Source organism: Undibacterium pigrum, from assembly GCF_003201815.1.
Taxonomy (GTDB): domain Bacteria; phylum Pseudomonadota; class Gammaproteobacteria; order Burkholderiales; family Burkholderiaceae_D; genus Undibacterium; species Undibacterium pigrum.
In genome coordinates, this window is the sequence record NZ_QJKB01000002.1 from 685246 (window position 1) to 706410 (window position 21165).

General features: G+C 51.9%; 17 protein-coding genes. 16 read left to right on the forward strand and 1 reads right to left on the reverse strand.

Annotation, left to right across the window (positions count from 1 at the left end):
• Nucleotides 1–3 precede the first annotated feature (3 nt).
• The 5 genes from DFR42_RS10035 (at nucleotide 4) to DFR42_RS10055 (ending at nucleotide 4514) form a co-directional block, all read left to right on the forward strand.
• Nucleotides 4–450 (forward strand): Lrp/AsnC family transcriptional regulator, encoded by a 447-nt coding sequence (locus tag DFR42_RS10035; protein ID WP_110254807.1) that lies wholly within the window; start codon nucleotides 4–6, stop codon nucleotides 448–450.
• Nucleotides 451–453: 3 nt separating this feature from the next.
• Nucleotides 454–1392, forward strand: a complete 939-nt coding sequence (locus DFR42_RS10040; protein ID WP_110254808.1) for a LysR substrate-binding domain-containing protein — start codon at nucleotides 454–456, stop codon at nucleotides 1390–1392.
• The gene (locus DFR42_RS10045) at nucleotides 1359–2474 is read left to right on the forward strand and encodes a sensor histidine kinase (RefSeq protein WP_245936904.1); all 1116 of its coding nucleotides are present in this window, start codon (nucleotides 1359–1361) and stop codon (nucleotides 2472–2474) included. Before DFR42_RS10040 ends, DFR42_RS10045 begins: the two co-directional genes overlap by 34 nt.
• Nucleotides 2471–3169, forward strand: coding sequence for a LytR/AlgR family response regulator transcription factor (locus tag DFR42_RS10050; protein ID WP_110254810.1), 699 nt, complete (start codon nucleotides 2471–2473; stop codon nucleotides 3167–3169). Before DFR42_RS10045 ends, DFR42_RS10050 begins: the two co-directional genes overlap by 4 nt.
• Nucleotides 3170–3314: 145 nt before the next feature.
• Nucleotides 3315–4514 (forward strand): acyltransferase family protein, encoded by a 1200-nt coding sequence (locus DFR42_RS10055; protein WP_110254811.1) that lies wholly within the window; start codon nucleotides 3315–3317, stop codon nucleotides 4512–4514.
• Here DFR42_RS10055 and DFR42_RS10060 read toward each other — a convergent pair.
• The gene (locus DFR42_RS10060) at nucleotides 4484–4966 is read right to left on the reverse strand and encodes a nuclear transport factor 2 family protein (RefSeq protein WP_110254812.1); all 483 of its coding nucleotides are present in this window, start codon (nucleotides 4964–4966) and stop codon (nucleotides 4484–4486) included. The genes DFR42_RS10055 and DFR42_RS10060 overlap by 31 nt on opposite strands.
• 128 nt (nucleotides 4967–5094) lie before the next feature.
• On the opposite strand from DFR42_RS10060, the gene DFR42_RS10065 reads away from it, so the two are divergent.
• From DFR42_RS10065 to DFR42_RS10115, 11 genes are all read left to right on the forward strand, one after another.
• A complete protein-coding gene (locus DFR42_RS10065) occupies nucleotides 5095–5994 on the forward strand; it encodes a LysR substrate-binding domain-containing protein (protein ID WP_110254813.1) in 900 nt (299 codons plus the stop codon).
• A gap of 240 nt (nucleotides 5995–6234) precedes the next feature.
• Nucleotides 6235–7476 carry an ABC transporter substrate-binding protein gene (locus DFR42_RS10070; protein ID WP_110254814.1) on the forward strand — a complete coding sequence of 414 codons (1242 nt, stop codon included), beginning with the start codon at nucleotides 6235–6237 and terminating at the stop codon, nucleotides 7474–7476.
• A gap of 87 nt (nucleotides 7477–7563) precedes the next feature.
• Nucleotides 7564–8388, forward strand: a complete 825-nt coding sequence (locus DFR42_RS10075; RefSeq protein ID WP_245936917.1) for a carbohydrate ABC transporter permease — start codon at nucleotides 7564–7566, stop codon at nucleotides 8386–8388.
• Nucleotides 8388–9254, forward strand: coding sequence for a carbohydrate ABC transporter permease (locus DFR42_RS10080; protein ID WP_110254816.1), 867 nt, complete (start codon nucleotides 8388–8390; stop codon nucleotides 9252–9254). The genes DFR42_RS10075 and DFR42_RS10080 overlap by 1 nt, the downstream gene beginning before the upstream one ends.
• Nucleotides 9255–9303: 49 nt before the next feature.
• Nucleotides 9304–10368, forward strand: coding sequence for an ABC transporter ATP-binding protein (locus DFR42_RS10085; protein WP_110254817.1), 1065 nt, complete (start codon nucleotides 9304–9306; stop codon nucleotides 10366–10368).
• Between the two features lie 99 nt (nucleotides 10369–10467).
• Nucleotides 10468–11496, forward strand: coding sequence for a LacI family DNA-binding transcriptional regulator (locus DFR42_RS10090; protein WP_110255013.1), 1029 nt, complete (start codon nucleotides 10468–10470; stop codon nucleotides 11494–11496).
• Nucleotides 11497–12189: 693 nt separating this feature from the next.
• Nucleotides 12190–13623 carry a GH1 family beta-glucosidase gene (locus DFR42_RS10095; protein WP_110254818.1) on the forward strand — a complete coding sequence of 478 codons (1434 nt, stop codon included), beginning with the start codon at nucleotides 12190–12192 and terminating at the stop codon, nucleotides 13621–13623.
• 278 nt (nucleotides 13624–13901) lie between these two features.
• Nucleotides 13902–16601, forward strand: coding sequence for a TonB-dependent receptor (locus tag DFR42_RS10100; RefSeq protein ID WP_110254819.1), 2700 nt, complete (start codon nucleotides 13902–13904; stop codon nucleotides 16599–16601).
• Nucleotides 16602–16665: 64 nt separating this feature from the next.
• Nucleotides 16666–17496 carry a glycoside hydrolase family 16 protein gene (locus tag DFR42_RS10105; RefSeq protein WP_110254820.1) on the forward strand — a complete coding sequence of 277 codons (831 nt, stop codon included), beginning with the start codon at nucleotides 16666–16668 and terminating at the stop codon, nucleotides 17494–17496.
• 87 nt (nucleotides 17497–17583) lie between these two features.
• Nucleotides 17584–20157, forward strand: a complete 2574-nt coding sequence (locus DFR42_RS10110) for a glycoside hydrolase family 3 protein (RefSeq protein WP_110254821.1) — start codon at nucleotides 17584–17586, stop codon at nucleotides 20155–20157.
• Nucleotides 20154–21158 carry a glucokinase gene (locus DFR42_RS10115; protein ID WP_110254822.1) on the forward strand — a complete coding sequence of 335 codons (1005 nt, stop codon included), beginning with the start codon at nucleotides 20154–20156 and terminating at the stop codon, nucleotides 21156–21158. The genes DFR42_RS10110 and DFR42_RS10115 overlap by 4 nt, the downstream gene beginning before the upstream one ends.
• The last annotated feature ends 7 nt before the right edge of the window (nucleotides 21159–21165 follow it).

The following is a 21165-nucleotide window of genomic DNA, read 5'->3' on the forward strand; positions in this document are numbered from 1 at the left end:
CCCATGAAAATAGAATTGGACCTGATGGATGGAAAAATCCTCGAGATTTTGCAGGCTGATGCCAGGGTCACGATGGCAGAGATAGGGCGGCGCATACATCTGAGCCAGCCTGCCGTGACTGAAAGGGTCAAGCGCATGGAGGCGGCCAATGTCATCACCGGCTACCATGCCAGGGTCAATCCAGAAGCACTGGGTTATGGCATCACCGCTTTTGTCCGCATTGCCAGCCGCGCAACTGATACGCCAGTTTTAAAAATTGCTGAACAAGTACCGGAAGTAGTTGAATGCCATGCTATTACCGGCGAAGATTGTGTGATTGTCAAAGTCGTTGCGCCTTCGGTACGTGAGCTGGAGCGGGTCATCACCAGCCTGGCGCGTTGCGGTGTGACGTCGACTTCCCTGATCCTGTCTTCATCGATAGAAAGACGGGCCATCAAGCCTGTGGAATAAAAAATGGAATTGCGCCAGCTACGTTATTTTGTCGCCATCGTTGACCACGGCTCGCTGTCGCGCGCCGCGCGCGTGCTGCATATCGTGCAACCAGCACTGACCCAGCAATTGCAGCAACTTGAAGAAGAACTGGGTGCGACCCTGTTGCACAGGTCAGCGCAAGGCATGCAAGCCACTGATGCCGGTAAAATATTCTATGAACATGCACTGGCGATTTTGAAGCAAGTCAGCGATGCCAGGTCAGCCGTCGCCCAATCGACAGACAAACCCAGCGGCACCGTGGCGCTCGGTATACCGCAAAGTGCTTCAGGCGCGCTGGCCTTTCCCTTGCTGAAAGCTGTACGTGCAGCTTACCCAGATATCGTCTTTCAACTGACAGAAGAATTGACGGGCAACCTGACCGAGCAATTACGCTCAGGCCGCCTGAACCTGGCCATCCTGTTCGATGATGGTCAACTGGGCGGCTTTGCCAGCAAGCCACTGGTAGAAGAAGAAATGATGTATATCACACGCACGGATTCGCAATTTGCCTGCAAGCGCAAATCGATTACCCTGGCCCAGGCTTTGCAGGCCACCCTGATTTTACCCAGCATACAACATGGCGTGCGGCCACGCATAGAGCAGGTCGTCAGGGAGCAGGGCAAGCACATAGAAAATGTCATCGACATCACTTCCATCGCAATTTTGAAGTCAGCACTGCTGGCTGACATGGGTGCTACCATCTTGCCCGTCTCACCCATGCTGGCAGAAATTGAACGTGGCGAAATGCGCGCCTGCCCCATTAGCGATGTACAACTGTCGCGCACCGTAACCCTGTGCGCATCCAAGAATATCCCTCTAACGAATGCTGCCATGGCTGTAGAAAAACTGGTGCTGGAACTGACGCGTGATTTGAGCACGAGTGGTAAATGGTTGGGTACCAGTATTCTCGTGGCGCAATGATGGACGGGCTGGCGTATTGGGACAAGATCAAAAAACCAGTGTTCACAGGCTGGTTTTTGTTCTGGATATTGATGGTGGCTGTGGCCGTGCAAGATCATCTCAAAGATGGCGGCAAGCATATCTGGGAACCCATATTCTGGGAAAGCTCATCTGCTCTCGTCGGCACACTGCTGCTCTTGCTGCAAAGACGCAAACTGACTGACAGGCATTTGTTGCAGACGCCAAGAAAATGGTTCTGGCAACAGATCAAGCCCTTGCCCCTATTCAGTAGTTTGTTTGTCGTGCTGGTGTACAGCCTGCGTCACGCAGTCTATGCCTTGCTGGGGCTGAGCTATCATCACGATGGCTGGATCACGGTTTATATCTACGAGTGCAGCAAGATCTTTATGTTCTTTGGCATGTTCTATGTCGTCATCTTTGGCCTGCAAGCCTATGCCTCTTTGCTGGAAGAAAAAGAAAACGCAGAAAAATCCCAGGCACTATTACGCGAAGCGCAATTGCACAGGCTGACACAGCAAATGCAGCCGCATTTTCTGTTCAATGTACTCAATACCATTTCATCGCTGATGTATACCGATGTCAAACTGGCCGACACTGCCCTGAGCCAGATTGCGACTTTACTACGTGCCAGCATGGAACTGGGGCAGCATAGCGAAACCACTCTTGCAGATGAGCTGAAACTCTTGCAAGCCTATGCAAAACTGATGAGCCTGCGTTTTGTCGACAGGGTGGAAATTAACTGGGATATTGCTGACGATGTGCTCAGCACTAAAGTGCCGGTCATGAGCCTGCAAACCATACTGGAAAACAGTTTCAAGCACACGGTGGAAAAACGTAGCCAGCTTACTCACATCAAAATCAGTGCATATAAAGAGGCTGGGCAAGTCCTCCTGCGTATTGAGGATGACGCAGGTCATTTGCAGGAGAGTGGGCAAGGCTCAGGCGTAGGCATCAGCAATTTGCGCCAGCGCTTGCAAGTCCTGTATCAGGATAAAGCCAGCATGGAATTGATTAATCTGAAGCCATCAGGTGTCATGACCGAATTACGCCTGCCCATTGATGCCGGAGGCATAGCGCCTTGAAAATTCTCATCGTCGATGACGAAGCCTATGCGAGAGACAAACTCAGACGCCTGGTGGCCGAACATGCGGCAGACGCCCTCGTATCAGAAGCCAGGGATGGCAGGGAAGCGCTGGAGTGCATACAAAAGCAGCAGCCCGATCTGGTTTTCCTCGATATACAAATGCCAGAGATGGATGGCATCACCGTCGCCAGTCAACTGAGCGCGCCTGTGCCACTGATTATTTTTGTCACTGCCTATGACCAGTTTGCCCTGCAGGCTTTTGATGCAAATGCGATCGACTATCTGCTCAAGCCCTATGATGAAGCAAGGTTCTTGCGCGCTCTGCAAAAAGTGCAAGAGCGCCGGGTCGGTACAAAGAAAGCCCAGGCAGAACAGCATTTGCTCTTGAATGAAAAAGGCCGTGTCACCGTCATCAGGCTGGCAGATATCCTCAGGCTGGAAGCCGCAGACAATTATGTGATGATCCATACTGCGCAGCAACAACATATGATGCGGCAAACTTTGTCGGGTTTGCAGGAAAGGCTGGGCCAGGGTTTTGTGCGTTGCCACCGCAGCCATATAGTCAGGCTGGATCAGATTGCCCAGATATTGCCTGCGCAAAAAGGTGATGCAGAACTGGTGCTGCTGAATGACACGAGATTGCCATGCAGCCGTCAGCACAGAGATGAAGTCGTGCAAGGCCTGTCCAGATAAGTTCGGATAGGTGGAGACAGTAGTGGATAGGCCCTGCTTTCCATTTCACCCCTGCTCACATCCAGTCTGCCACATTTTTCTGGTGTGAATTTGATCATGATTTTAGTATTGCGCCTGTGTTCATCAACAGCCAATCATTGGAATCATGTCAAATTCAAGCATAGCAGTGTCAGGTTTGCCATCCCAGCGTTTATATTTCCTCGACTGGGTCAGGATCATCGCCTTCTTCCTGCTCATCCTGTATCACGTAGGTATGTACTATGTGGAATGGGGCTGGCATGTCAAAAGTCCGCATGCCAATAGCGCGATACAGCCGCTGATGATGATGACCAATCCCTGGCGTCTGAGTTTGCTGTTTTTTATCTCTGGCGTGGCATCTGCCTTTATGCTGGAAAAAATCGCCACCGGCAAATTCCTGCGCAGCCGCAGCCTGCGTCTTTTGTTGCCGTTGATCTTTGGCATGTTCGTCGTGGTGCCGCCACAGGCGTATTTCGAAGTGGTAGAAAAGCTGGCCTATGCAGGCAGCTATAGCGAATTCATGCAGCTCTATCTGCATCACTACCGTGGCTTCAAGATAGAAGGCAAGGTACTGGACCTGCCTACCTGGAACCATCTGTGGTTCGTCACTTATTTGTGGGTATATAGCGTTTTGCTGTGGTTCTGGCTGGCTTACAACCCTGCATGGTTCCAGGCTGCCCGCAACTGGCTGCAAAAGCAGATGAGGGGCTGGCGCATCCTGGTTTTGCCTGTCGCTTATCTGGCACTGGTGCGCATGGGGCTGTTCAGTTCTTACCCACCGAATAATGGCCTGGTGGCTGACTGGTATAACCATGCCTGCTACCTGTTTATCTTTACATTCGGTGCACTGATCGCCAATTCCCAGGCATTCTGGCAAGAGCTTGCTACCATGCGCTGGCTGGCACTCAGAATAGCCGCATGTGGCTGGTTGTTCCTGATTATCTATTTCAGCTTTGAGTACGATGCAACGCCACAGTGGCTCATCATGTTCCAGCGCTGTATCTGGGTTTGCATGGCCTGGTCCTCAATTATTGCGGCCTGCGGTTATGCAAAGCAGTACCTGAACTTTGACAGTCCGGCAAGGCGCTATCTGACGCAGGCAGTGTTCCCTGTGTATATCCTGCATCAGACTTACATCGTCATCATGGCGCACAGCATGAAGCCGCTGGCCTTGCCGGCCCTGCCAGAAGGTATCTTGCTGGTTGCGCTGACCGGGGCAAGCTGTTTCCTTAGTTACGAGATCATACGCCGCGTGTTTTTCCTGCGACCCCTGTTCGGGCTGGATCTTGGTTTGACTTATAAACCAAGAGCACTCAGCCCGGGATGATCATCCGGCCTCCTGCCCTGGGGCCAGTGGAATAAACGCTGATCTGCGCTGATGCGCAGATCATTGATGCTGGCAAGCCTTCTGTGCATGAGGCCGTTGTCAGCAAATTCCCAGTTCTCATTGCCGTAAGAGCGCGTCCAGTTGCCTTCGTGATCGCAACTCTCATAGGCAAAGCGCACGGCAATGCGGTTCTCGCTAAATGCCCAGATTTCCTTAATGAGGCGGTATTCACGTTCAGCCGCCCACTTGCGCTGTAAAAATTCTCTTACCTGTTCACGCCCCTGAGGGAATTCATGGCGGTTGCGCCAGACCGTATCCACAGTATAGGCCAGCACCACCTTGTCCGGGTCACGGGTATTCCAGCCATCTTCAGCCATGCGCACTTTTTGTATTGCCGTTTCCAGCGTGAAGGGCGGCAAGGGTGGGCGCGCGATTTCCTGTGATTTATCCATGTTTATTCGTCCTTAAGTAAATTTTTGCTGAGTTATCGATACTCAAATTTACGCAATATCGTTTGTCTGAAGAATACCCATCCATTACAATTAATTATTGTAAATAATGGAATAATCGCCGGAGCGCCATGGATAAGCTGCACCTGATGACCGTATTTGTCGCTGTCGCCGAAGAAGAAGGCTTTGCCGCAGCCGCCCGCCGTCTGGCCATGTCGCCACCGGCAGTCACGCGTGCCATTGCTGCGCTGGAAGCCAGGCTCAGTGTCAAGCTGCTGAATCGTAGTACCCGTTTTGTCAGAGTCACAGAAGCAGGCCAGCGTTATCTGGAAGATGCACGCCGCATCATTGCCGATGTAGAAGCGGCTGACGAAGCCACTGCAGGTATCAATGCAGAACCGCGGGGCCATCTGGTCGTCACTGCACCCGTCATGTTTGGCAAGATATTTGTCATGCCCGGCATCGTTGAATATCTGCAACGCTATCCTGCCATGGATGTGTCAGCCTTATTTCTTGACCGTGTCGTGAACCTGCTGGAAGAGGGTATAGACGTTGGTGTGCGTATAGGTGAATTGCCAGACTCCAGTATGAAAGCCATACGGGTAGGGCAGATACGTCGCGTCCTGTGTGCTTCGCCTGCCTATCTGCAACAACATGGCACGCCTGTCAGCCCGGATGAATTGAGCAGACACAGCATTATTGCCGCTACCGGTGTCACGCCCATGGTGGAGTGGCGCTTTAGCCATGCCGGGCAGAACATGGCCGTCAAGGTCAAACCGCGCCTTACTGTCAGCAGCAATGATGCAGCGATAGAGGCGAGCCTGGCTGGCCTGGGCATCAGCCGCATGTTGTCTTACCAGGTGGATGGGTGTTTTGAGGATGGGCGATTATGCCGCCTCATGCAGGACTATGAAACAGCACCCTTGCCAGTGCATGTGGTGCACAGGGAGAGTCGCTATGCTTCTGGCAAGGTCAGGAGCTTTGTTGATCTCATTGTTGCGCAATTGCGTGAAAAGATGGTGAGACACTGACAGTAATGTTTGCACCCTGAATAATCTGTGCAACAAAAATTGCGATATGAATTTACTTATTTTGCTTCAAGATGACAATGTGTTGACACTAGAAAACCCTGGGTGGTATATTTTGCCAGGATTTATGGTAACGTTTCCAATTGTGTTAAATTGACACAAGCAAGAAACGTAAAACTGATAAGCCACCAGAAAAAAGCAGGCCATGAACTGCTGTCTGGATGCCGTCAACGCGGAGACAAAATGTGTACACTGAATAAACTGGCGCTGGCCATGTTGTTGGGCAGCCTCGCATCCATACATTTGCCTGCACAGTCTGCAGGACAAAAGACAGAAGTCATGCACTGGTGGACTTCCGGCGGTGAATCAGCCGCAGTCGCCAAGTTTGCTGACGCCTATCGCGCCGCGGGTGGCATCTGGGCAGACACTGCGATTGCAGGCGGTGACCAGGCCCGTTCTGTTGCCATCAACCGCATGGTCGGTGGCAATCCACCGACGGCTGCACAATTCAATATTTCCCGGCAATTCCAGGACGTGGTCGAGCAAGGCATGCTGAATAATGTCGATGATGTCGCCGCCAGAGAAAACTGGGACAAAACCCTGCCCGAACCCATACGCAATGTGCTCAAGATCAAGGGCCATTATTATGCCGTTCCAGTGAATATCCATATGCCGACCTGGATATGGTACTCAAAGGCTGCTTTCAAAAAGGCGGGCATAGACAAGGAACCAGTCACGCCGGATGAGATGTTTGCAGCCCTCGATAAACTCAAGGCAGCAGGTCTGGTACCGCTGGCACATGGTGGTCAGGCCTGGCAAGAGACTATCGTCTTTATGGCCATGCTGGCGAATGTTGGTGGCAGAGATCTGTACCTGAGTGTGCTGCGCGACCGCGATGCTGCCGCCATGAATTCTGAAGCCTTTCGCAAAGTGCTGCTGAGCTTCAAGCGCCTGCACTCCTATATCGATACTGCATCCCCGGGGCGCAACTGGAATGACACGACCGCCTTGCTCATCAATGGCAAGGCTGGCATGCAAATCATGGGTGACTGGGTCATGGGCGAATTTGTCGCCGCCAAACAAGTGGCGGGGCGAGAATATGGCTGCATGCCAGGCCTGGGACCAAAAGCGCCTTACCTGATACAGGGCGATGTTTTTGTCTTCCCCAAGACCAGCAATGCAGAAATCATCAAGTCACAAAAACTGCTGGCCAGCATCATGGTTGCCCCCGGCCCGCAACTGGAATTCAATAAACTCAAAGGCTCCATTCCAGTACGCAATGATGCTGATGCCACGCAAATGAATGTATGCGCGAGAGCAGGGATGGAAATCATGAAAGACAAAAGCCGTCATGTCGGGATAGGTGAAATTTACCTGACGCCTGATCAAAACGGTGCCCTGACTGATGTGCTGACCGCGTACTGGAATACCAATATGACGGTAGAAAAAGCACAAAAAAATATCATCGCTGCACTGAAAAATTAAGTACAAGTCATGCAAGCGAAATCCCGTGGCACCACATCAAAATCCAGGCTGCACTTAAAGCTCATACCTCATGCAGCCCTGCTGCCCATGAGCTTGACGGTGGTGTTTGGCTATCTGGCGACGGTGCTATGGACCTTGAAAATATCGCTGAGCAGTTCGCGTACCTTGCCTGTCGATAATTTCGTCGGGCTGACGCAATATGAACGCCTGTTTGATAATGAGCGCTGGTTGTTGTCACTGAATAACCTGGCATTGTATGGCGTGCTTTTTATTATCGCCTGCGTGGTCATTGGTTTTCTTCTGGCAGTTTTCATAGATCAGAATGTCACTGGCGAAGGTGTCTTGCGTACCATCTTTCTGTATCCCTATGCCATGTCCTTCGTTGCCACTGGCCTGGTGTGGCAATGGATGCTGACACCCGGCATAGGCATACAGCAAGGCATACGCCAGCTGGGTTTCAAGGATTTTCAGTTTGACTGGATCATAGACCAGGACATGGTCATCTACACCGTTGTCATTGCCACAGTCTGGCAGGCATCTGGCCTGGTCATGGCCATGTTGCTGGCAGGTTTGCGTGGCATAGATGAAGATATCTGGAAAGCTGCCCGCATGGATGGCATACCAGCCTGGCGGGTGTACCTGTCCATCATCATCCCCATGCTGGCACCCAGTTTTGCGACAGTCTTCCTGTTGCTGGCGACTGCTGTCGTCAAACTGTTTGATGCGGTCGAAGCCATGACTCAGGGTGGCCCCGGCACAGCCAGCGAAGTTCCGGCCAAGTTCATCATGGACCATTTATTTGGCCGCGCGAACCTGGCGCTGGCTTCTGCCGGTGCCATCATGATGTTGCTGCCGGTACTGGCTTTGCTGATACCCTACGCTTATGCGCGTGCCCGCAAGGGGAAATCATAATGCTGAAGGCAAGGCGCAAATGGACACCGGCACGCCTGGGCATTTATGCCTTCCTGCTGACTGCTGCGGCATTCTTTTTATTGCCACTGTATATCATGCTGGTGACTTCTTTCAAATCCATGGATGAAATCCGTCTGGGGAATATCTTTGCCTTGCCCCTGCACATCACCATGGAACCCTGGCGACAAGCCTGGAGTACCGCCTGTACAGGTGTGGCTTGTGAGGGTATCAGCGGTGGTTTCTGGAATTCAGTGGCGATTACCTTGCCCAGCACGGTGCTGGCGATTTTCTTCGGTGCGCTGAATGGCTATGCGCTGACTTTCTGGCGACCGCGTGGCGCGCAAATTTTGTTTGGTATCTTGCTGGCGGGCGCTTTTATTCCTGTGCAGGTCATGATGTTTCCTCTGGTGCGGGTGCTGGCTACTCTGAATATCTTCAGCACCCTGCCTGGCATCGTCATGGTGCACGTGATCTTTGGTATGCCCATCATGACTTTACTGTTCCGTAACTATTATCTGGGTATACCGCAGGAGCTGTTTCATGCCGCACGCATAGATGGCGGTGGATTTTTCCGTATCTTTGTACAACTGATGTTGCCCATGTCCCTGCCCATGATAGTCGTGGCAGCCATCATGCAGGTTACAGGGGTATGGAATGACTATATCCTGGGCCTGGTATTTGCTGGCCGTGAACATTTGCCCATGACGGCGCAACTCAATAATGTCATCAATACGACGACTGGCACCAGAATGTATAACGTCAACATGGCAGCGACTATATTGACTGCCCTGCTGCCACTCGCCATCTATTTCATATCAGGCCGCTGGTTCGTACGCGGCATCGCCGCTGGCGCGGTCAAGGGCTAGGGCTAAAGGGTGAGGCTAAAATGCGAGAACAAAGGGCAAAGGTGAATGCGTGGCATATGTAAGCCTTAACAATCTGGGTATAGAACTAGGTGGGCAAAAGATCATAGACCAGTTGAATCTGGACGTGGAAGAAGGCGAGTTTCTGGTCTTGCTGGGGCCGTCTGGCTGCGGCAAGTCTACCTTATTGCATAGCATCGCTGGCCTCATCGATATCGCAGCAGGCAGCATAGAAATTGCTGGCACCGATGTCAGCCATGCTGAACCTAGCGACAGGCAAATAGGCATGGTATTTCAATCCTATGCCCTGTATCCGACCATGACAGTGGAAAAGAATATGTCTTTTGGCTTGCGCATTAATGGCGTACCAAAAGCCGAGATACAAAAGCGTATAGCGCGGGTAGCAGAAATGCTGCAATTGCAAAGCCTGTTGCAGCGCAAACCAGCGCAATTATCTGGCGGGCAAAGACAAAGGGTAGCGATAGGCCGCGCCCTGGTCAGAGAGGCCAGAGTATTCCTGTTCGATGAGCCCCTCTCCAATCTGGATGCCAAGTTACGTACAGAACTGCGTCGTGAACTCAAGCTCCTGCATCAAAACCTGGGTTCCACGATGCTATACGTAACCCATGACCAGGTCGAAGCCATGACGCTGGCCACACGCATCGTCGTCATGCGGGCAGGCAAGATACAGCAACTGGGTACACCGACTGAAGTGTATGAAAGGCCAGCCAATCTGTTTGTGGCTGGCTTCCTGGGCGCGCCTGCGATGAACTTTATTCCAGGCAAACTGGACACCGCACAAAATTTTTCCAGCGAATATCTGAAACTGGACTTGCCAGCCTACGTCTGCGCAGCGCAAAGCGCACACTCAGACGATGTAGTCCTGGGTATCCGGCCCGAGCATCTGCAAATACAAGAGCATGGCAAGTACAGCGGTCAGCTTGCGTTGGTAGAACCTATGGGCAACCATCAGTTACTGTGGCTGACTATGGGCAAGCAGCAATTGTGCTTGCTCGATCACGATAATCGACACTTCGTTTTGGGAGACGCCGTGCATTTTGATATTGATGCTGCCAGGGCTTCGCTGTTTGACGCTGTATCCGGCTTGCGTCTTTAGTTAATGAATAGTTGCTGAGCAGTCGCTAAAAATTGTTAACAACAATCAGGGTAAATTTTTTATATACTGGCCTGATCTTCAATGAAAGAAAAGAATCAAGTGGCGACGATCAAGGATGTAGCCCGCCTGGCGGGTGTGGGATTAGGGACGGCTTCGCGCGTGGTCAGCGGCAAGGGTTCCGTGTCGGCAAAAACTGGGGAGCGCGTCAGGAAGGCAATAGCAGAACTGGATTTCCGCCCCTCCCATGCGGCACGCAGCCTGCTGTCCGGCAATTCGCAAATGATAGGCGTGTACATCCCTGTGCTCAAAGGCACGTTTTATATGCCTATCCTGCAATCCATCGATACTGAATTGCGTCTGGCGGGCCTGCATATGGTGGTTGCCTTTGGCGTAGGTATAGGGGATGAGCGGCGTCAAGGTATCGAGGGCATAGAATTTTTGATGGAGCGTGGTTGTGATGGTCTCATCGTCATGAGTAACGTGTTGACGGATGAAGATTTCTCCATCCTTGGCCCCAAGCGTGACCGCCTGGTAGTTCTGAATCACGAGTCAGAAACCATTGCTGACCAATGCTTTGCTGCTGACCATACCTATGGCGGCGTCCTGGCTGCGCGTGCCTTGCTGGAATATAAGCATAAGAAAATTGCGGTCATTGCCGGACCTGCTGCTTCACCCGACAACGTGGAACGTATCAATGGCTTCCTCGGTGAGTTGGGCCAGGCTGGCATCAAGACCGCAGATATGTGGATAGCCGAGAGTGATTTTTCTCCCGAAGGTGGCTGGAATTGTGCCAAGGAATTGCTGGAATCCGGCCATGCTTTCACCGCCCTGTTTTGCGCCAATGATGAAATGGCCCTGGGGGCCTTGTCTTACTTCCAGCAAGCCGGTATCTCGGTGCCGCATGATGTCTCCGTGATTGGCTACGATGACACCATCAGCGCAGCCTATGCCGCACCGCCGCTGACCTCTGTGCATATACCCTGGCGTGACGTAACGCTTAGTGCATTGAATGAATTATTGAACCGTTGCTATGATATGAAGCGACCGGTGGTGCGTGATTATCCTATCAAGCTGACCATGCGCGCTTCCCTGGCCAGGCCTGCGGCCCAGAAGCGTAAAGCAGGTTGATGTGTGATTTCGCTTAATTGGAAATTTGGAAATCGGTATTAGCCGGGAATCCCTGCATTTTGTAGGAGCGGCTTTAGCCGCGAACGATGTGCCGTGACGATCATTGCTACGTATCAAAATTCGCGGCTCAAGCCGCTCCTACAGAGGATAGATACGTCGTTGTGACTTCAAGCAGTGCTGATGGAATAAATAGATTTCCCGGCAGAATGTGTTGTGGAAATACTGCAAATAAATTTAAAAAGAATGAATGGAACTTCTTGACTGTCCATTTTTTTTATGAAAAAATGGAAACCTTTCCATTAAATATAAATGCAATTAATATAAATGCAATTAATATAAATGGAATGATTCACTGAGTATTGCAGTCGTGGTAAGTACAGAAGTCGGGAATTCAGCTCGCTGCTTTACCAGGTTTTGAAACACTGCGGGCAGTAATTTCGCAATCAAACAGCCTGAGCCTGTGGCGTGTGTATTTGCTTCTGGCAGAGTGGAATGGCAAGTGCTTGAACGAGTCGTTAAATACCTTGAAAACTATGTGGCTGCAGGCTGGCAAGAAACACTGGTAAAAGTTTGCATGAAAAGAAAAATGATGAGTAGCAGCTACTCAAAATTTTTTAATCGCAATTGGAAACGTTTCCAATTAATCTTACCTTCAATTATTGATTTGATTCACCTTTAGTGAGTACGCAAAATATGAGCAAAAGTCTTCTTCATCCTGGCGCGGCACTTGGTTTGCAGTTGCGGCGCACAGACTTCAATAGCGACTTCCTGTGGGGCACGGCAACTTCTGCATATCAGATAGAAGGAGCCGCAGCAGAAGGTGGCAGGGTAGCCTCTATCTGGGACAGTTTCTGTGAACAGCCAGGAACGATACGCGATGGCAGCAATGGCTCCATGGCTTGCGATCATTATCATCACTGGCCAGAAGACCTGGACATAGCACAAAACCTCGGCAGCAATGCCTATCGCTTTTCCATCTCCTGGCCACGCATATTTTCCAGTCCGGGCAGTGCCCCCAATCCCGAAGGGCTGGCATTTTATTCACGTCTGGTAGACGGCATGCTGGAACGCGGCCTGCAACCATGGGCCACGCTATACCACTGGGATTTGCCACAATACCTGCAAGACCAGGGCGGCTGGCTGCAACGTGATACGGCGCATGCCTTTGTTGAATTTGCTGATGTCATGAGTAAACATCTGGGTGACAGGGTCAAGCACTGGATTACCCATAATGAACCATGGTGTACCGCCATGCTGGGTCATGCCGATGGCATACATGCGCCCGGCATTAAAGACTTCAAGACTGCCATACAGGTATGCCACCACGTACTGTTGTCCCATGGTCTGGCGACACCTGTGATCCGTGCCAATGTCCCGGACGCCAGGGTAGGCCTGGCCCTGAATCTCCACCCCATCTCAGCGGCCAGCGACAAACCGGAAGATTTTGCCGCGGCACGCCTGCATGATGGCTTGCGCAACCGCTGGTATCTCGATCCCTTGTATGGACGTGGTTATCCGCAAGACGTATGGCAGGCGCTGGGAGCATATGCGCCCACCGTGCAGGATGGCGACATGCAGGCCATGGCTGTTTCCACGGACTTTCTGGGCGTGAATTTTTACTTCCCTGAAATCATAGAACATGCACCCGGCGCTTCACCATTGAATACGCGCCTGGTCGAAGCCGTTGGTGTAGAGCGCACCGCCTTTGGCTGGGAAATTGCACCGGAAGGCATGACCAGTTTGCTGAAACGCATACAGGACGATTACCAGCCACACGCCATGTACATCACAGAAAACGGCGCTACCTATGACGATCATATAGACGCCAATGGTGAGGTGAGGGATGAGTTGCGGCGTGATTACCTGATACGCCATCTGCTGGCCGTCAGGGAGGCAATACGCCTGGGCTGTCAGGTCAAAGGCTACTTCCTCTGGAGTTTGCTGGATAATTTTGAATGGGCAGAAGGTTGTTCGCGTCGCTTCGGCATCGTCTACGTCGATTTTGCCACGCAAGAACGCATACCTAAGCTGAGCGCATATTGGTACAGGGACTTTCTGTCACAGGCTGACATTTCAGCAGAGAGCCGTAGTTTGACAACACCACTCAGGGCATCCTCAGCAGCATGAGTTCGTCAGCAAAACTTCGTCTGCTGGCGCAGTGCAGGATGCATTTTCATTGACAAACAGAAACGGGGGTTGCACTATGTTTTTTCGATAAAATTGGAAACCTTCCCATAAAATGGGGCTAGCAAGACAGTGTTTTCAGCAGGACATGTGCATGGTGCGAAAGACACCAGCCAAAAATACCAGTAAAAAAATACCAGTAAACCCGCCATGCAAATTCATGTGCGGACCACGGCGACCGCCAGCGCGCGCCGATAACTGAAAATAATATGGGAGACATGATGTTTCATCAAATAACCAAGCGTACCCTGATCAGCCTGGCAGTCGCCAGCGCCTGCGCACAATTGACGACATACACCTGGGCACAAGATCAGGAAAACAGCAAAACAGTAGAAGTCGACAGCAAATCCAAAACAAAAAAAGCAGATGCAGATAAATCTGAAGTACAGGAAGTCACCGTTACTGCCACTCGTCGCGCCACATCTTTATTAAAAACACCATTGGCTGTCACCGCCTTCAGCCAGGAAAAACTGAGCAAGCAAGGTATCACCAATTTGTCTGGCATCTCTGGCGAATTGCCAAACGTGCAGATGGATGGCCAGGCCAATGACTCAGCCGTCAAGATCACCATACGCGGCATTACCGCCACCAATTTCACCGAGATTGGTGACCCGTCCGCAGGCTTGCATATCGATGGCTTGTACTCGCCACGCCCGCAAGGTGCGCAGGCACTGATGTTTGACCTGGATCAGGTCGAAGTCTTGCGTGGCCCGCAAGGTACTTTGTTTGGCCGTAATTCCACTGCAGGCAGTATCAATATCATCCCGGCCAAGCCAGAATTTGGTTCTACCTACGGTAGTGCTTCATTTGAAACCGGCAGCCTGAATCTGCGCAATCTCAATGTCATACAGAATATCGCAGTCGGTGACAATCTGGCCTTGCGCGCTACCCTGATGAAAGTGACGAGAGACAGTCCGTTCAACCAGATGCAGGATTTCTCTGAAGCGAATGTCCCGGCGCTGGGCTGGAAACCGGATGGAATACCTGACGTGACCCAGCGCTTTAATAGCAAAGTCTCCAAGGCTGATGGCTATAATAATCAGAACCAGTGGGCAGGCCGGCTGGCTGCCAGGCTGAAAGTCAATAATGACCTGGAATGGCAACTCGCTTATGAACACTTCCAGGATTCTGGTGCCGGTTACATAGGCATGCGTGATTGCGATCAGTCTGCTGGTACGCGCTGGGCTTGTGTACGCGGTCAATATGATGTGCTCATCAATGTGCCAGGCAAAGTGGATATGTCGATAGACACAGTACGTTCCAAGGCCATCTGGAACATGAACAAGAACACCACGCTGGAATATGGTTTTGTCTACGCGAACCAGAAACGCAGCCAGTTGCATGATGATGATGGCGGTGTTTCACCCTATGCGTTTGAGGTCACTGGTCGCAATCCTGTAGATGGCAACTGGTCAGTCTGGCCTATCTCGGATAACCTCACGCGTACGCTGGACTCCAAATACCTGTCCACCGTACACGAGCTGCAAATGAAGCAGAGTTTTGATAACTGGCAGTATGTAGCTGGCGCATTCTGGATGCATGAAAAGAACGCCATCAACTTTGGCCAGGAACAAATGCACTATGGTCCCAATAATATCCCTATCAGCCAGTTCTATGCTCAGCCTGACCGTCAGATAGATTCCAAGGCCCTGTTCGCGCAGGCAGACTGGAAATTCACACCGGTCTGGACCGCCACGGTGGGCGCACGCTACACACGTGATACCAAGACCGACGTAGGCGGCATGAACTACGGCGGCAATAGCTGGGGCGGCCAAAGCTACGGCTATTACAACGGCATGTTTGATTACGGCACACCAGGCACTGACAGTTACCGTACACCAAACGGCAATCAGATCACGCCACAGATGGGCACGCTGGGTGGAGCCGCCGCTTATGCAGGTTATGGCCCCGGCACCAATAATGACCATAGCGACAGCTGGAGCAAAGGCACTTACCGCCTGGGCCTGCAAGCGCAACTGACGCCAAGCGACATGGTGTATGCAGCCCTGGCTACCGGCTATAAATCTGGCGGCTTTGGTGACCGCACCAACAAGTGCGGCCAGACTACCTGCGTGTACGGTGACAACAAGAAAGAGCAGATTACCTATCTGACCTACAAGCCAGAGACAGTCACCAATTTTGAACTGGGTTACAAGGGCAAATTGCTGGATAACCGTCTGGCGCTGTCAGTCGTCCTGTTCGCCATGCAGTACAAGGACATGCAGCAAACCGGCAGCAACTTCCTGGCCAAAGTCACTACGCCCGACAATTTGCCATGCCCTTCATGGGCACCAACTTGTGATGTGGCAACTGCGTGGCAAACCGTCAACGTCGCCAAGGTCAACTTGTCAGGCATAGAGACTGAGTGGGACTATCGTCCATGGCCGGGTGCCAAACTGGGTGGCTTCTTCAGTTACCTGAAAAGCGTGATCCATGATTATGATTCTTATGATGATGGTTACGCCTGTGACCAGCGTGCAGAATTTGGTGCAATTCCCTGCCCGGCAGTTTATCTGGGTACTGATGACAGGTTGCGTGGCCGCCGTGCCTACAACCTCGAAGGCAATCAAATGCCGAATGCACCCAAGTTCACCTTTGGCATGAACTTCTCACAAGAGTTTGCGCTTGATAACGGCTACACTCTGACACCATGGATAGGCATGCGCTGGCAAGACAAGGTTTACTTTGACTTGCGCAATTTTGAAAATGCCCATATCGGTCTGACACAAAAAGCCTATGCCAAGGGCGATGTGTCACTCAAACTGGTGGCACCAAATGACAAATGGTTTATCGAAGCCTATGTACGTAACTTCACCGATGCCAAGGCCAAAACCAATGGCTGGAATGCAGGCGGTGGCAAGATGGGGGCCAGTTATATAGACCAGCGTTCTTTTGGTATCAAGGTCGGTGCCAGTTATTAAGCAAGTGATGGCCTGATGGAGGCAATCGCATCCATCAGGTTTCTTATCTTGAAAAGCAGACAGCATGAAAAAACAAATTTCCTTGCACGCATGTTTGACGTACTTGAGTTTGTTATTGCTCACCGCTTGTGGTGGCAGCAACAACCTTGTTCAAACGCAAGTCACACCCAGTTTGCAGCAAGGCTGGGAGCTGGTCTGGGCTGATGAATTTGCTGCCGATAAACTGGATTTGCAAAGCTGGCAGATAGAAACTGGCGGCCATGGCTGGGGTAACCATGAGCTTGAAAATTATACAGGCCGCCAGGAAAACCTCAGACTGGAAAATGGCATGCTGGTCATTGAAGCCAGGCAAGAAAAATTTGGTGGCAGTGACTATACCTCAGCACGCATCAAGACCGCTGGTTTGCGTGAATTTACTTATGGCCGTTTCGAGGCACGTATCAAGATACCGGCAGGCCAGGGTATCTGGCCTGCATTCTGGCTGCTGGGAGCAGAGTCTGCGACAGCTGGTTGGCCAGAGCGCGGCGAAATCGACATTATGGAAAACATAGGCAAGGAGCCCGCAACCAGCTATGCCACCCTGCATGGGCCAGGCTATTATGGCGCTACCGGTTTTGGCGGTTTGAAAAAAATCGCACAGGGCAAACTGGCTGATGATTTTCACATTTATTCCGTCGAGTGGGATGCGACGCAGATACGCTGGTATCTCGATGGTCAGTTGTATCATCAGGCCAGCCCTGCAACAGTACCTGGCAAGTGGGTATTCGATCACGGATTTTTCATTATCCTGAATCTTGCCATAGGCGGTGACTGGCCGGGCGCGCCGGATGCCAGCACCAGGTTCCCGCAACAGATGCTGGTGGATTATGTGCGCGTATATAAAAGAAAAACCTGAACGCAGGATAAAGAAGTAAAAGCTGGACATCATCAATAAAGAGACAAAAGCGGATCAACAGATTCCTTCCATAATAAAGAGCACACCATGATGAATTTGAAGCACAAGACCATACATCTCAGTTCTGCCATCTTGCTGGTCTGCGGAGCAGGCCATGTCGCTGCGGCAGATATCACAAACCAGTACGGACCGGGGAAGATGCCGGACAAAAATCTCGCTGCCTGGCCTGCTGTCCAGAGCGTCATCAGCAAAGACCCGGCTATCGAGGCAAAGGCCGCGGCCATCGTCGCAGGCATGACGCTGGAACAAAAAATAGGCCAGATGACGCAACCGGAAATCAAATCGATTACGCCGGATGATGTGCGCCGCTATTACCTGGGCTCAGTATTGAATGGTGGCGGCAGCTGGCCAGACCGCAATAACAAACATGGCACAGCGGCTGACTGGGTCGCGTTGGCTGACAAATATTATGAAGCGTCGATGGCAACTGACATGGCTGTCAAAGTGCCTGTGGTCTGGGGCATCGATGCGATACATGGCAATAGCAATGTCTATGGCGCGACTCTGTTCCCGCACAATATCGGTCTGGGCGCTGCCCATAACCCGCAACTGGCTGCACAGATAGGTCGTTCCATGGGCAAGTCTGTGCGTGCCACTGGCATCGCCTGGGTATTTGGCCCTACGCTGGCAGTGGTGCGTGACGACAGATGGGGCCGCACTTATGAAAGTTTTTCTGAAGACGGTGCACTGGTACGCCAGTATGCGGGCGAGTATGTCAAAGGCCTGCAAGGTGCTTTCATGGATGATGGCAATGTAATCGCCACCGCCAAGCATTTCATGGGTGATGGCGGTACGGATCAGGGCAAGGACAGGGGTGTGAATTTGTCCACCAATGCGCAGATGCTCAATACCCATGGGCAAGGCTATATGACTGCCCTTGCAGCAGGCGCACAAACCGTCATGGCATCCTACAATAGCTGGAATGATAAAGCCTCAGGTGCTGACTACGGCAAGATGCATGGCAGCAAGGCATTGCTGACTGATGTATTGAAAACAAAAATGGGCTTCGATGGTTTTGTGGTGACTGACTGGGATGGCATAGGCGAAGTGCCAGGTTGCCGCAATGATAGCTGTGCACAAGCGATCAATGCCGGTATAGACATGGTCATGGTGCCGGATGCCTGGAAGGCATTTATCAGCAACACCATAGCCCAGGTCAAGTCTGGCGAAATACCCATGAGCAGGATAGATGATGCAGTGACGCGCATCATACGTGTCAAATTGCGTGCGGGCCTGTTCGGTAAAAAACCTTCTGACAATGTCCATGCAGGCAAGCCCGAGGCCTTGCAAGACCGCGAGCTGGCCAGACAGGCCGTGCGCGAATCGCTGGTCTTGTTGAAGAATGATGGCGCGACACTGCCACTGGCACGCAATAAAAAAATCCTGGTGGTTGGCAAGACTGCTGACGATATCTCCAACCAGACCGGCGGCTGGTCATTGACCTGGCAGGGTACGGACAATAAAAATGCAGACTTTCCGAACGCTGATTCCATATTGACAGGCATCAAGGCAGCTGTAGGTGAGGCTAACGTGGAATTTAGCGCAGATGGCAAGGGAGTGGATGTCAGCCGCTTTGATGCCGTGATTGCCGTCATCGGCGAAACACCGTATGCAGAAATGTATGGCGATATAGGCCCGGCTGGGACATTGCGTCATACAGGCCGTTATCCAGAAGACCTGGCAGTCTTGCAGGCAGTATCCGGCAAGGGCAAGCCAGTAGTGACCTTGTTTGTTTCTGGTCGCCCGTTATACGTAAATGACCTGCTCAATTTATCTGACAGCTTTGTCGCTGCCTGGTTGCCGGGATCAGAAGGCAAGGGCGTGGCCGATGTTTTATTCCGCAGTGCCGATGGCAAGCTGGCACATGATTTCAAGGGCACACTGTCATTCTCCTGGCCCAAATCTGTTTGCCAGACCAGCTTGAATTTTGATGAGACTAACTACTCACCTCTTTTCAAACTCGGTTATGGCTTGAACTATTCCAGCAAGACAAAATTAGGAAAACTCGACAGCAAATATCCTTCCGGTGGCTGCGGCGTAACCAACGCTTATCCAGTCTTCAACCAGGCTGATCGTGCAACTTATCCGCTGTATGTTGTCAGTGGCAATGAACAGCAGGCAGTTGGTGCAGACCTGAACCGCGTATTGAATATGCCCGGTATCAGCGTGCAAACTTCGCAAGTGAATAGCCAGCAAGACGCCAAGCTTGTCACTTGGAGTGGCGCAGCGAGGGTGGAAGCGCGTGCTGCTCAAGCCAGGGCCATCCCCGCTTTTGCCAGCAAGGATGGGGCGCTGACTTTCGATACCATCGTTGCCACTGCTCCGGCTGCAGCCGTCACTCTTTCCATGCATTGCGGGAATAACTGTGCGGCTACTCTGGATGTGACAGAAGCCTTCAAGCGCCTGGCTGGGAAAAAAGAAAAACAGACAATCAAGATACCGCTGTCCTGCTTTGTTGCCAAAGGTGTGAAATTGCAGCATGTTGATATTCCATTCAGCATCACTACCACATCGACATTTAGTGCTGCCTTCACCAATATACAAATTACAGGTGGTGCAGCCAAAGACCCGGATGCTGTGCCTTGCGCAGAGTTGAAATGATGCTCAGTCAAAACACCAGGCCGACTTATCCACGCTTGCTGGCTGACATAGGCGGCACCAATGCCCGTTTCGCGCTGGAGACGGCAGAGCGCCAGTTTGCCGCAGTCAGGGTGCTGGCCTGTGCTGACTTCCCCAGCTTATCTGATGCCATGCAAAGCTATCTTGCCAGCCCTGAACTTCAACAGGCGTCGGACAAGGCTGAGCTGCACATCAGGCATGCAGCGATTGCCATCGCCAACCCTGTCGATGGCGACAGCATCAGCATGACCAATCATCACTGGAGCTTTTCTATTGCTGCCGTGCGCCAGCAACTGGACTTCAGCACCCTGCTGGTCATGAATGACTTTACTGCACTTGCCATGGCCCTGCCTTATCTCGATGCCAGCCAGCGCCAGCAAATAGGTGGGGGCGTGGAGCAGCCTGGCCGCACCATAGGTCTTATTGGTGCCGGTACTGGCCTGGGTGTATCAGGCATCATCCCGGCAGGCAACTCATGGGCGCCGCTGGCCAGTGAAGGCGGGCATGCCAGTTTTGCACCTGCCAATGATGAAGAAGTAAAGATATTGCAAAGCCTGTGGCAGCAGTATGAACATGTGTCGGCTGAGCGCCTCTTGTCCGGCAAGGGCCTGGAGCTGATTTGTAATGCCATTTCCGGCGAGACCCTGAATGCTGCCGAGATCACGCACAAGGCGCTGGATGGTAGTTGCAGCGCATGCCTGCGTACCGTAGAGCACTTCTGTGCCATGCTAGGCAGCATGGCAGGCAATGTCGCCCTGACTCTGGGTGCAACGGGCGGCATGTATATAGGTGGTGGCATAGTCCCCAGGCTGGGCCCCTTGTTTGCCGCATCTGCTTTCCGTGAACGCTTCGTTGCCAAAGGCAGACTGGGCAACTACCTTGCGCAAATACCGACTTATCTGATTACCGAAGAATATCCCGCCTTCCTGGGTGTTTCAGCCATGCTGGCCCGGCATCTTGAACAAGAAAAAGTAAACATATAACAGGAGA

What these genes read in the sequence shown, in the direction of transcription:
- DFR42_RS10040 (WP_110254808.1), top strand. Translation starts at nt 454, where the DNA reads ATGGAATTGCGCCAGCTACGTTATTTTGTCGCCATCGTTGACCACGGC.
- DFR42_RS10035 (WP_110254807.1), top strand. Translation starts at nt 4, where the DNA reads ATGAAAATAGAATTGGACCTGATGGATGGAAAAATCCTCGAGATTTTG.
- DFR42_RS10065 (WP_110254813.1), top strand. Translation starts at nt 5,095, where the DNA reads ATGGATAAGCTGCACCTGATGACCGTATTTGTCGCTGTCGCCGAAGAA.
- DFR42_RS10105 (WP_110254820.1), top strand. Translation starts at nt 16,666, where the DNA reads ATGAAAAAACAAATTTCCTTGCACGCATGTTTGACGTACTTGAGTTTG.
- DFR42_RS10115 (WP_110254822.1), top strand. Translation starts at nt 20,154, where the DNA reads ATGATGCTCAGTCAAAACACCAGGCCGACTTATCCACGCTTGCTGGCT.
- DFR42_RS10080 (WP_110254816.1), top strand. Translation starts at nt 8,388, where the DNA reads ATGCTGAAGGCAAGGCGCAAATGGACACCGGCACGCCTGGGCATTTAT.
- DFR42_RS10055 (WP_110254811.1), top strand. Translation starts at nt 3,315, where the DNA reads ATGTCAAATTCAAGCATAGCAGTGTCAGGTTTGCCATCCCAGCGTTTA.
- DFR42_RS10100 (WP_110254819.1), top strand. Translation starts at nt 13,902, where the DNA reads ATGTTTCATCAAATAACCAAGCGTACCCTGATCAGCCTGGCAGTCGCC.
- DFR42_RS10070 (WP_110254814.1), top strand. Translation starts at nt 6,235, where the DNA reads ATGTGTACACTGAATAAACTGGCGCTGGCCATGTTGTTGGGCAGCCTC.
- DFR42_RS10095 (WP_110254818.1), top strand. Translation starts at nt 12,190, where the DNA reads ATGAGCAAAAGTCTTCTTCATCCTGGCGCGGCACTTGGTTTGCAGTTG.
- DFR42_RS10075 (WP_245936917.1), top strand. Translation starts at nt 7,564, where the DNA reads ATGAGCTTGACGGTGGTGTTTGGCTATCTGGCGACGGTGCTATGGACC.
- DFR42_RS10110 (WP_110254821.1), top strand. Translation starts at nt 17,584, where the DNA reads ATGATGAATTTGAAGCACAAGACCATACATCTCAGTTCTGCCATCTTG.
- DFR42_RS10060 (WP_110254812.1), bottom strand. Translation starts at nt 4,966, where the DNA reads ATGGATAAATCACAGGAAATCGCGCGCCCACCCTTGCCGCCCTTCACG.
- DFR42_RS10045 (WP_245936904.1), top strand. Translation starts at nt 1,359, where the DNA reads ATGGTTGGGTACCAGTATTCTCGTGGCGCAATGATGGACGGGCTGGCG.